We start from the raw sequence: 10766 nt of genomic DNA, 5'->3' as shown, positions 1-10766 counted from the left end.
AGGACAAATGAACACGATCGTTTAGTCGACTCTCTGACTTAAAAGGCCGATCCCGTTTGGGTCTCGGCCTTTTTCTTACATTTCGAATGTCGGATCAAGCACTCGGCTGTATTCAAGCTGAGCGTAGCGGTCCGTCATACCGGCGATATAGTCGGCAATGACGCGGGGCGCGCCCTGCTCTTTAACCTTTTTCTGATACGCGGGCGGAAGCAGCTCCGGATGCGCGTAAAACGCGTCAAATAAATCTTTAATCAGCTTTGCCAACTTGTTGGTCACTCTAAGCACCTTGTAGTGCCGATAGAGGTTGTCCATGAGATAACTCTTGAGTCCTCTAACCTGCTGAAGCATATCCTCCGAGAAGGAAACAAGCGGTTCGCTGAGCGCTCTTACTTCATCAACGCTCTTGGGAGAGGCCTCATCGATATTTTTCTGACTCTGCGTCACCAGATCATCGACCATGCAGCCGATGATTCGGCGCACGATTTCTTTCTGTACACGCCTCTCGGCGATATTCGGGTACTCGGCTCTGACCTCTTTGGCAAAGCGCTCATAAAGCGGAACCGAAGATTCGAGACCGGCCGCATCCAGGTAGCCGACACGCAGACCGTCATCGATATCATGCGTGCTGTACGCGATCGCGTCCGCGATGTTCACCAGCTGCGCTTCAAGCGAAGGCTGCTCGCCCTTTAGGAAGCGCTCACCGAGCGCGCCGAGCCGAAGTGCGTTCTCCCGGCTGCAGTGCTTGAGAATACCTTCACGGGTCTCCCAAGTCAGATTCAGCCCGTCAAATGTCGGGTACTGTTCTTCCAGCAGATCCACAATTCTGAGCGACTGAAGGTTATGCTCAAAGCCGCCCCAGTCCTGCATGCAGCGGTTGAGGGCCGTCTGACCCGCGTGTCCGAACGGCGTATGTCCGAGATCGTGCGCAAGCGCCATCGCCTCAGTTAAATCCGGATTGATCTTTAAAAGAGAGGCGGTCGTTCTTCCGATCTGAGCAACTTCCAGCGTATGCGTCAGCCGCGTGCGAAACAAGTCGCCTTCATGGTTCACAAAAACCTGAGTTTTATATTCGAGCCGACGAAACGCGGAGCTGTGAATAATTCTGTCGCGATCGCGCTGAAATTCGGTGCGGGAGGTACTGTTCTGCTCCTTAATCGCCCGTCCGCGCGACTGAGCGGACCGACACGCATAATCGGCAAGCTCAAAGCCTTCAGTAATCATGGTTCATATCCTTCTTTCAGAAGCACTTCCCGGATAACCTCTTCCGGGACTTCCTGAATTACAGCGCTCCCGATGCCCTCAGGAAGAATAAATTTAGGAACGCCCTTCGTACTCTTTTTATCACCCTTCATCGCTTCAATCGCAGCCTGAGCGGATAAACCGGGTATTCTCACTGGCAGATGCGCGCGCTGAACTAACTTTTCAACTCTTAATGCATCCGCTTCGCTCATTTGTCCGAGCGCCACTGAGGTCTGCGCGGCAAGAACAAGCCCCGCTCCGACGGCTTCGCCGTGCAGCCATGTTCCGAAACCGCAGAGCTTTTCAATCGCATGACCAAACGTGTGGCCTAAATTCAGTTTGGCTCTTTCGCCTTTTTCAGTTTCGTCTCGTGAAACCACTTCGGCTTTAATTTCGCATGAGCGCGCCACAACTTCCGCTACCGTCTGATGATCCAGCGCAGAGAGCTTCTCGATATCCCGCTCAAGACGCTCAAAATACGCTTTATCGGCAAGAACGCCGTGCTTGATAATTTCTCCGATACCAGCGGCGACCTCCCGCTTCGGCAGCGTCTTTAAAAAGGCGGTATCGGCGATGACCGCTTCGGGCTGATGAAACGCGCCAACCAGATTCTTACCTGCGCGCATGTTCATTCCGGTCTTGCCACCGACCGAAGAATCCACAAGTGCGAGCAGCGTCGTCGGAACCTGAATAAAACGGATGCCGCGCATGTAAATCGCGGCCGCAAAACCGGCCAAATCGCCAACCACGCCGCCGCCAAGCGCGATCACGACAGACTTGCGGTCCGCGCCGCTTGCCGCAAGCTTTTCTAAAATCAAAGAGACGCTCTGCCAGTCTTTGTAGTTTTCTCCGTCGGGCAGAATCACGCTGCTGACTGAAGCCGCTTCGGCGCAGATTCTGCTCACCTCTTGGAGATAAAGCGGTCCGACCGTCGCGTTCGTCACAATCAGAACCGAGGAAGGATTAAGCCGCTTCAGCTCTTCTGCAAGCAAACCGACGCATCCTTCTCCGAGAAAAATATCGTAGCTATGGGATTTAGCTTTTACAGCAACTTTGATCATTTGATTACCTGCAGATTGATGAACGTTTGGTTAAGTTCTTCTGCCACACGTTTAGAAGCTTTCCCGTCGGTATCGACGGTAAGCGAAGCAACCTCGCCGTAGAGCGGGTTTCTTGATTCAAGCAGAAGCGTTATTTTTTCAAGCGGGTTCTCGCACTGAAGCAGCGGACGATCTGAATTCTTAGTTCTTCGATAGCACTGCTCGGCGCTGACCTTGAGATGAACGGTGAAAATCGGTGCGTTTTTCAGCAGAGTCCGATTTTTCTCCTGTGTGACCGCTCCGCCGCCGGTCGCGACAACCAGTCCTTTGGCTCGGGTAAATTCCTCGATCAAGGCGCTTTCACGGCGGCGAAAACCTTCCTCTCCTTCCTCGCGGAAGATAAACGGAATCGATACGCCGCAGCGGCGTTCGAGCTCTTCGTCCAAATCAACGAAATCCATTCCCAGACGCTCGGCAAGGCACTTGCCGACGGTGGATTTTCCGGCGCCCATCATACCGACTAGAAAAATCGGATTGGCCTCTTTATTCGACATGGATATCCTTCCAATTACAACTCATTGATTTTAACTAATCATCTGTAATGAAAGGACTTCAAAGAAGGAGAAAAAAGTTTATTTGACCAGAAAGAAGAGTCCGATACAGCAGATGACCACACCGACAAGCTTGGTCGGAGTCACCGGTTCGTGATAGAAAATCAAACCGATGAAAAGCAGAATGATCGCCAAGGCGATATTCGTCACCAGTGAAGCCGTGTTGATTTTCCAGCCCGCTCGGTATGCGAAGATATAGCCGACCTCGAGCGCAACGATGGAAAAACCGAGCGCCGGCGCCGTCCAATTCAGTTTGGAAAGCTCTAAGGAAAAAGCCTCTTTTGGCTGAAAGAAAAAGAAAATGAAGAAAGAAACGAGCGCCCCCGTGAGATAGCTCACTGACATGGAAAGGTACGCATCCGCCTGAAGAGGCGTCGATTTCGCGCAAACGTTATAAAGACAGTTTCCTAATGTGATTAAGGCAATCGGCCAAATAAGCGCCCACATATTTTCCTCCGCCTTTTTATGATATCCAACCCAATGCACTGAATCGGTTTATAAAAGGACAGTTTTCTGCCCATATTTGTGACATTCTCTAAGACGAGGCCGCGTTAAGAAGGAAATCGCGCACTCAGAAATGTAAAATCTAATGTTCCCATCCCGTATGTATTTTGAGAGAGAAACGTGGCAACCTCTGAAAAGCCTGCAGCTAAGAGCACGAAACGTCCGGCACGCAAAGCGCCGGTAAAAAAATCCTCAGGAAGCTTTATCGGCTCCCTGTTTAAAGGAGTCATCGCGACGTGCATCGCACTCTTTTTGTGCGGCGGATTTTTAGCGCTGTTTGTATTTGCGCTGGTTTATTCGCAGCTGCCTCCGATTGACACCGTCGTTGACTACAAACCGAAAGTTCCGATGCGTGTGTGGACGGCTGACGGCAAACTCATTGCCGAATTCGGCGAAGAAAGACGAGACTTCGTCACGATTGACGAAATTCCCGATCGAGTTAAGCAGGCGGTTATCTCCGCCGAGGACGACGGTTTTTACAAGCACAGCGGCATTGAGCCCAAAGGCTTTGTACGAGCTGCGCTGGCTAATCTTGCCTCCGGCAAGAAAAGTCAGGGCGCTTCCACCATCACGATGCAGGTGGCGCGAAACTTCTTCCTCTCGAGCGAACGAAGCTACATCCGCAAGCTTTATGAAGTCGCCATGGCCTTCAAGATCGAAGCCAATCTCAGCAAGGATGAGATTCTTCAGATCTATATGAATCAGATTTTCTTAGGCAACCGAGCTTACGGTTTTGCCGCCGCGGGCAGAACTTATTACGGTAAAAATATTCAGCAGCTCACGGTCGGCGAAGCCGCCACGCTCGCAGGACTTCCGGCTGCGCCCTCCGTCTACAACCCCTTTGCCAGCCCGAAGCGCGCGAAGATTCGCCGCGACTACGTGCTCGGCCGCATGAGAGATCTCGGCTATATCACGAACGAAGAGTATGAGCATGAGGTCAATGAGCTGATCAAGACCCGACTGACGGTCGCCGCGGAAAAGGTCGGCACTCCGACCCGCATGAACGCTTCGCTGCACGCGGAATACGTAGCCGAACTCGTCAGAACGCTCATGTTCGACATCTTCCAGCAGGAAACCTACACCAGAGGTCTGAACGTTTATACGACAATCAATTCTGAAGATCAGGGCTATGCCTACCGCGCGCTTCGCTCGCACCTGCAGCAGTACGACCGCTCTCAGGGCTACCGCGGCCCCGAAGCTAAGGTTGACATCTCCAATCCTCAGACACGCGAGCAAAACATCAAGAACGCCCTGCAGGAAGCTTTAATCGCAACCGACATGCCGGCTGTGGTCGCGCTCTCCGTTTCTCCGACGGAGGTTAAAGTGCAGATGGCGCACGGCAAAGTCGTCTCCATCACAGGAAAAGGACTCGACTTTGTTAAGAAGGCGCTCCAGCCCAAAGCTAAGGAAGATCTGAAGATCGTTCCGGGTTCGGTCCTGCGCATTGCCGCAAACAAAGACGGCTCATGGGAAATCACGCAGATTCCTCAGGCTGAAGCCGCGTTCGTCGCGACGAAATACGATACCGGCGCCATTCAGGCGCTCGTCGGCGGCTATGACTTCGCGCTGAACAAGTTCAACCATGTCACGCAGGCCTGGCGTCAGCCCGGCTCCTCCTTTAAGCCGTTTATCTACTCGGCCGCGATTGAAAAGGGCTTCTCCCCGCAGACCATCATCAACGACGCGCCGATCGTTCTTGATCCGGCGGAAACCGGCTTTAAGAGGTGGGATCCTAAGAACTACTCACGTACGTTCAACGGTCCGATCATGATGAAAAACGCGCTCAAAAAATCTCTGAACTTGGTTTCCATCCGCATTCTTCAGGCCATTACGCCTCGCTATGCGGTCGACTTTATCCAGAGATTCGGCTTTGACGCGGACAAGCATCCTCCGCACCTTTCCCTTGCGCTTGGCGCGGGCTCTGTCACTCCGTGGCAGATGGTGGAGGGCTTCTCTGTTTTCGCCAACCTCGGACGCCGTACGGAACCGTATTTGATTTCCAAGGTCACGGATCAGTCCGGCAAAGTTCTGATGCAGTCCACCGCGGAAGCCGAAAAGGTCGCCGGCGTTGAAGCACTCGATCCCCGCAACGCCTACATCATGCATTCCATGCTGCACGGCGTCGCCACGGGCGGCACTGCCGCAAGAGCGACCGCGATGCTCAAACGCACCGACCTCGCGGGCAAGACCGGCACCAGCAACGACTCGTTTGACGTTTGGTTTGTCGGCTACGGCGGCGATCAGTGCGCGGCGGTCTGGATGGGTTTTGACCAGCCGAGAACGCTCGGCCGCAGAGCTCAGGGCGCCGGTTTGGCGCTCCCCGTGTGGATCGACTATATGAAGGACGCGATCAAAAACGAGCCTAACGTCGTACGCAAGGCGCCGGCCGGCGTCACCGAGTCCAACGGCAACCTGTACTACACAAACCGTAAGGACGCGATCCCGAGTCTTGGCGTTGACGACAATTCGTCTGCTGATGATCCGATCGGAAACATCATCCAGAACACGAACGTTCGCGGACAGATTTTCTAATCAGCTCTGCAAAAAAAACCGGGCCCCGAAGGGCCCGATTTTTTTGTTTACTCTACTTAGAAATTAAGATAGAAGCTGTTTTTCTTCTTCAATGAATCCGTCCAGAATGTCGGCAGCCGAACTGTATATCGAATCGCCTGCAACCTCACGGATCGTTGTTGTGAAATTAAATACCCAATTGGCAAGGTGCTCCTTAAAGAAATTTCTCTGCTCCTTGAGATTCTCCTCAAAAGACGCCTGATCATCCTTCTCCAGAAAAGCCACGGCCTCATCGCAAAGGAAGGCCATAAATTCCAACTCCAGTGAAATATGATCTTCATACAAATCGGCTTCCGTCTTTGTAATTCCGTGGCGGCGATAAATCTTCAGAACTTTTTCATAGGCATCCTGCATCACTAACTGATCTCGGCTGGTGTAGACGGATTCATAGGGATACGCGACCGTGCCTTGAGCGATACCCGCCCCTAAAAAGATGCGGGCAAAATCAACCGCAAAGTCCGTCAGGATATCCTGAGAGTCGCTGCTGAGCGCTTTCCTGAGAGAAGCCCGGGCTGCGGCTGTGTCTGGCAAGTGCGCATCCTCTGCCGCAATGCTTCGCAGCACCTCAAGGAAGGTTTCGTCAATTTCTCGTCTGAACAAACGATCAAGCAGACGGTAAATGTTTGACCGCGCCTGCATCATTTCAGCTAATTCTGTTTTCTCCATGGATTCTTCTCCTGATTTTTATTGTTCAAAGAACTGCCAAGCAGGTGTCCCAAGGAAATAAATCACCCATTGGAAAGCGGCACACCCGACAGCGGAAAGGACCGCGCAAACCCATCCTTTAAAAAGATTCTGCGGAAGGATGGAGGCGGCAAATGGAATGACTGCACCTAAAACTACGCTGCTCCAGAAGTAAAACGAGGCACTTCCCAACAGCACCGCATCCACCGCGTACGAGAGATCCGACATGCACTGCAGCCGGATAAGATAAGTGGCGATAACGATTGCCAAAACCAGCGCAGACACAGCGGCAGCCCGCGGCTTTTTCTCAAAGCCCAAAAGAGAAGCGCCGGGCACAGCCCAAAGTACAAAAATCACAGGGATTAAAAAGCAGTCGAGCGCGGGGCGCCAAGGCATCCAAAAATTTCGTCCGACGCCAAACAGGATTAAAACCGACCCCGCAGCCGCCAGACACGCAAAAATCTTCAATGCCGAACCTTCCAGCTGTCGATATTGAGCAGCCGCATAGCCGATTACGCCAAAGAGAGCAGTAAGCGCGCCTGTCAGTTCCCAAAAAATTCCCGTACCCGGGTGGCCGAACGCCGCAAAGAACATTTCCGGGCGCCCGAGGTTAATCAGACCGGAAACGGCCGCTGCTGCAAGAGAAACAGCTCCGGCAGCAGCCATTACAAACCGGCGCCCGTGCGGCTGATCCCCAAACTCAGCCGCTGCGAGCGCACAGAACAGCTCGGCGCTCAGACAGGCGAAGGCGGTAAATAAAACTATCGTTGCTTCTGTACCCATCTGAGTTCCTCCTTACTCGATCATCTTCGGCTGACGAGCAAGCCACTCCCCGTTCTTCGCGTGAAGAATGTAGCGAACGCTCGGGTGGTTGCCCGCATCCGGCATCGAATGAACGTTTTCTTCGCCGGCCGCGGCAACAGCCTTGGCTGCCTTGCTCTCAGGATCATCAATATCACCAAAGAAGCGAGCGCCGGCACAGCACGCCTTCACACAGGCAGGCTCTTCATTAACCTCCTGTAGATGACGGCAGAGCGTGCATTTCTCGACAACTTTATTCTCCGGATTGAACGATCTCGCGCCGTAAGGACATGCCGCAATGCACATCTTGCAGCCGATACACTTCTCTTTGTTGACCAGAACCTGACCGTCCTCTGTCTTATAGGAGGCGCCGGTCGGACAGACCTTCACGCAGGGCGCGTCTCTGCAGTTCTGGCAGACGGTCGGAAGGAAATACTGCTTCATGTCGGGATACTTCCCGACAGGACCGATGGTCAGCACTTTGTTGTAATACACACCCATCGGCACACTATTCTCGAGCTTGCAGGCCGCTTCGCAGGCGTGACAGCCGATACAGCGGTCTAAATCGATAACGAGTGTCTTCTGTGTCATGATTATTTGCCCTCGTTCTTATAGGTGGGATAGACAGGTTCAGCGCTTTCCGTGACAGTCGCGTCCGGCATCCAAATACTGAAGTCTTCCGGTTTTCTCAGCACGCCTTCCGGTCCCTTGTCAGCTTTGGAAATAGCGACCTGGAAGCCGCGCAGCGTGTAAGTTCCGACGACATCGTTGTATGGAGGCGTATTCTTTGTCAGAACGTTGACGTTCATTTCCTTCCAGCCGCGGGTCGGAGTGTTCAGCGTTTCCGGATTCCAGAAGCGCTCCTGATAGACAATGCCCTGAGGAATACCTTCCGTGACGCGGCAGATTGCGCGAATCTTGCCCCGATCGTTTTCCACCCAGGTCCAGTCACCGTGAGAAACACCGTACTTCTCGGCGTCTTTCGGGTTGACCCAGATTTCCGGAAGCGGATAAACCTCGCGGGAATACGGATTGTTTCTGAGCGTGCCGTGGTGGTAGATCGGAAGACGACCGTTAGTCATCACAAGCGGATACTTCTTGGCGATCTCAGCTTTCGGATTTTCTACCGGTTCCATATAGAACGGCAGAGGCGAGTAATCCTTATCTGCGGGCGCGAGCGGCTGCTTAGCATACGGAGCTCCGGTTCTTCCGAGATTGATAAATACCTCTCCGTAAAGTTCGAGCTTCTTGGAGGGTGTGCTGAAGCCTCTCGGCAGACCGGTCTTCGGATCAGTCTTTTTGTAGACGTAATAACCGGCCCATTTGTCATCCGGCATAAACTTGATCGGATTATGACCGTTCTTGACTTCTTCCCAGGTGACATTGTGGCGTTTGAGTTTGGCGTCAAGCAGCTCTTCCATCGTCTTCCAAAGCGGCAGATCGTCGCCCATGAATTCCGGATCCATCGCTTTTTGGCACATTTCGTGGCCAAGCTCGCCGCAGCGGCGCAGAATCCACGACCAAATCAGCGTCTCGTCCTGTGTCTCATAGGTATGAGTGACCGCCTGACGGGCAAAGACGTAATTACAGCAGTCGATCAGCATGTTGGTCTCAAGCCACTCGGTCGTCGGCAGAATCATATCGGCGTAAGTCGTAAACGATGTGGGATACATGTACATATGCACCACAAAGTCGAGCTTCTTGATTGCAGGCTCCCACGAAGAAGCGTTGCCAAGCACACCGAACTTGTTGCCTGAGCGTTCAATCCAAACTTTCAGCGGATAAGGCTTTTCCGTCAGAATCGCATTCAGAATAGACTGAGGCGAAGCCGCATCCCACTGAAGCAGACCCTTGAACTCACGACCGCCTAAGCGTTTTGCGAGCTGGCTCGGAGGCAGACACTTCTGAGCGCGCGGGGCAAGAGAACCCGCCGGCGCCGTACCGCCATTCGGGAAGCGCTGCATCATCGTGCCCGGTTTTTCAACGTAGCCCATGATGCTGTTCAGAATCACGCTGCCCATCGCCGCTTCAACAGAATTCGGGAATTGGTCTGTCGCAACGCCGAGAGAAAGGCCTGAAGGACCGTCCGCGAAAATCTTAATGCCTTCAACGATCTTCTTCGGATCCAGCCAGCAGATTTCTGCGGCTTTCTCAATTGTGTACGGTTCGCACTGTTCGCGAAGCATCGTAAAGCCCGTCTTAAAGGTGCGGCCGTTATGCTTAAACGTACCTTCAAGCTTCGGATCCAGCGCGTCATCCCACGGATACTTCATTGTCTTAGGTGCATTGGTCTTTGCGTCCCAGACCACGTATTCTTTCGGGTTAGCGCCGTCAAATAATTCATTGGGGCGAACAAACATCTTCGTCTTGACATCCACTAGATACGGAAGATTCGTCCACTTCATGACGAAATCCTTGTCGTACATGTCGTTGTCAATAATGTATTTGATCCAGGCAAGCATCAGCGCTACGTCTGTACCCGGACGAATCGGCAGCCAAACATCCGCTCGTGCAGCATCCGGTGTCAGACGAGGATCAATCACGACAGAGCGGGCGCCCCGGGCGCGCAAGTCGGCAAGGGCTCGGCCGCCGCCTGCCGGGCAGCTGTAAGACGGATCGGTACCCCAGCAGACAAAGGACTTCATCGGCGTGTTGGGCACATAGATTTCCAAAGCGCTTTCGTCGGCAATTGACGTTGAGGGCCCGCCGTACATAATGCCGTAAGCCAGAGTTCTCGGCAGATAGCACTGCGCACATCCCGGCTCGTACCAGTTCGGTGTGCCGAAGATATTGCAGAAGCGCGAAATACTGCGGAACGCAGGGTTGCCGCCGCCTCCGGTCGAACAGAAGACCGCTTCGGCGCCGTACTTGGCGCGTGTATCCATCAGCTTGCGGGCTATCGTGTCAATCGCTTCTTCCCAGGAAATGCGTTTCCACTTATTCTCGTCCTTGCTGCCGACACGAATCATCGGGTACATGTTGCGATTGGGATGGTACAGCGCGTTAATTCCGGAAAGACCCTTCAGGCACATTGCACCTTTGGTCATCGGATATTCAGGGTTGCCTTCAAGTTTGACAACGCGTCCGTTGCGAACATGCGCAAGCACGCCGCAGTTGTGAATACAGGCCCGGCAGCTTGTCTTTACAATCTTGACTTCATCTTTATCGGCTGCCTGCGGTGCCTGAGCTTTAGCGTCGCGGACGAGTCCGCCGCCAAGTTTGGCAGCAGGAATCGATCCGACCGCAGCCGCTAAGCTCTTGGTGAAGCTTCGTCGAGTTAATTTAGATAAATCCATGAGATTCTCCCTAAGAGGTG

The 10766-nt window shown here is 53.3% G+C and carries 9 protein-coding genes; 1 reads left to right on the top strand and 8 read right to left on the bottom strand.

Going from position 1 to position 10766, the window contains the following annotated elements; translation table 11 throughout:
- Positions 1-75: 75 nt before the first annotated feature.
- From NFR90_RS09695 to NFR90_RS09680, 4 genes are all read right to left on the bottom strand, one after another.
- On the bottom strand, positions 76-1221 hold the full coding sequence (locus NFR90_RS09695) for a deoxyguanosinetriphosphate triphosphohydrolase (protein WP_251452601.1): 1146 nt from the start codon (positions 1219-1221) through the stop codon (positions 76-78).
- Positions 1218-2300, bottom strand: a complete 1083-nt coding sequence (aroB, locus tag NFR90_RS09690; protein WP_251452599.1) for a 3-dehydroquinate synthase — start codon at positions 2298-2300, stop codon at positions 1218-1220. Before aroB ends, NFR90_RS09695 begins: the two co-directional genes overlap by 4 nt.
- Complete coding sequence (locus tag NFR90_RS09685; RefSeq protein WP_251452597.1) at positions 2297-2833, bottom strand: shikimate kinase; 537 nt, start codon at positions 2831-2833, stop codon at positions 2297-2299. The genes aroB and NFR90_RS09685 overlap by 4 nt, the downstream gene beginning before the upstream one ends.
- A 78-nt stretch (positions 2834-2911) precedes the next feature.
- A complete protein-coding gene (locus NFR90_RS09680) occupies positions 2912-3337 on the bottom strand; it encodes a DMT family transporter (RefSeq protein ID WP_160335589.1) in 426 nt (141 codons plus the stop codon).
- Positions 3338-3598: 261 nt separating this feature from the next.
- Here NFR90_RS09680 and NFR90_RS09675 point away from each other — a divergent pair, with 261 nt between their 5' ends.
- Positions 3599-5926 carry a penicillin-binding protein 1A gene (locus NFR90_RS09675; protein WP_370267220.1) on the top strand — a complete coding sequence of 776 codons (2328 nt, stop codon included), beginning with the start codon at positions 3599-3601 and terminating at the stop codon, positions 5924-5926.
- A gap of 63 nt (positions 5927-5989) precedes the next feature.
- Here the strand turns inward: NFR90_RS09675 and NFR90_RS09670 are convergent, their stop codons facing one another.
- From NFR90_RS09670 to NFR90_RS09655, 4 genes are read right to left on the bottom strand one after another with little or no spacing between them, the layout of a single operon-like run.
- Positions 5990-6631 (bottom strand): TorD/DmsD family molecular chaperone, encoded by a 642-nt coding sequence (locus tag NFR90_RS09670; protein ID WP_251452593.1) that lies wholly within the window; start codon positions 6629-6631, stop codon positions 5990-5992.
- A gap of 18 nt (positions 6632-6649) precedes the next feature.
- The gene (locus NFR90_RS09665; protein WP_251452590.1) at positions 6650-7432 is read right to left on the bottom strand and encodes a hypothetical protein; all 783 of its coding nucleotides are present in this window, start codon (positions 7430-7432) and stop codon (positions 6650-6652) included.
- A 12-nt stretch (positions 7433-7444) separates the two neighbouring features.
- Positions 7445-8041 (bottom strand): 4Fe-4S dicluster domain-containing protein, encoded by a 597-nt coding sequence (locus tag NFR90_RS09660; protein ID WP_251452587.1) that lies wholly within the window; start codon positions 8039-8041, stop codon positions 7445-7447.
- Between the two features lie 2 nt (positions 8042-8043).
- Positions 8044-10746 (bottom strand): molybdopterin-containing oxidoreductase family protein, encoded by a 2703-nt coding sequence (locus NFR90_RS09655; protein ID WP_251452584.1) that lies wholly within the window; start codon positions 10744-10746, stop codon positions 8044-8046.
- Between the last annotated feature and the right edge of the window lie 20 nt (positions 10747-10766).

Source organism: Parasutterella muris (genome assembly GCF_943193095.1).
Lineage (GTDB): Bacteria > Pseudomonadota > Gammaproteobacteria > Burkholderiales > Burkholderiaceae_F > Parasutterella > Parasutterella muris.
The sequence above is the reverse complement of the archived record's forward strand: the minus strand, read 5'-3'. Positions and strand labels throughout refer to the sequence as shown.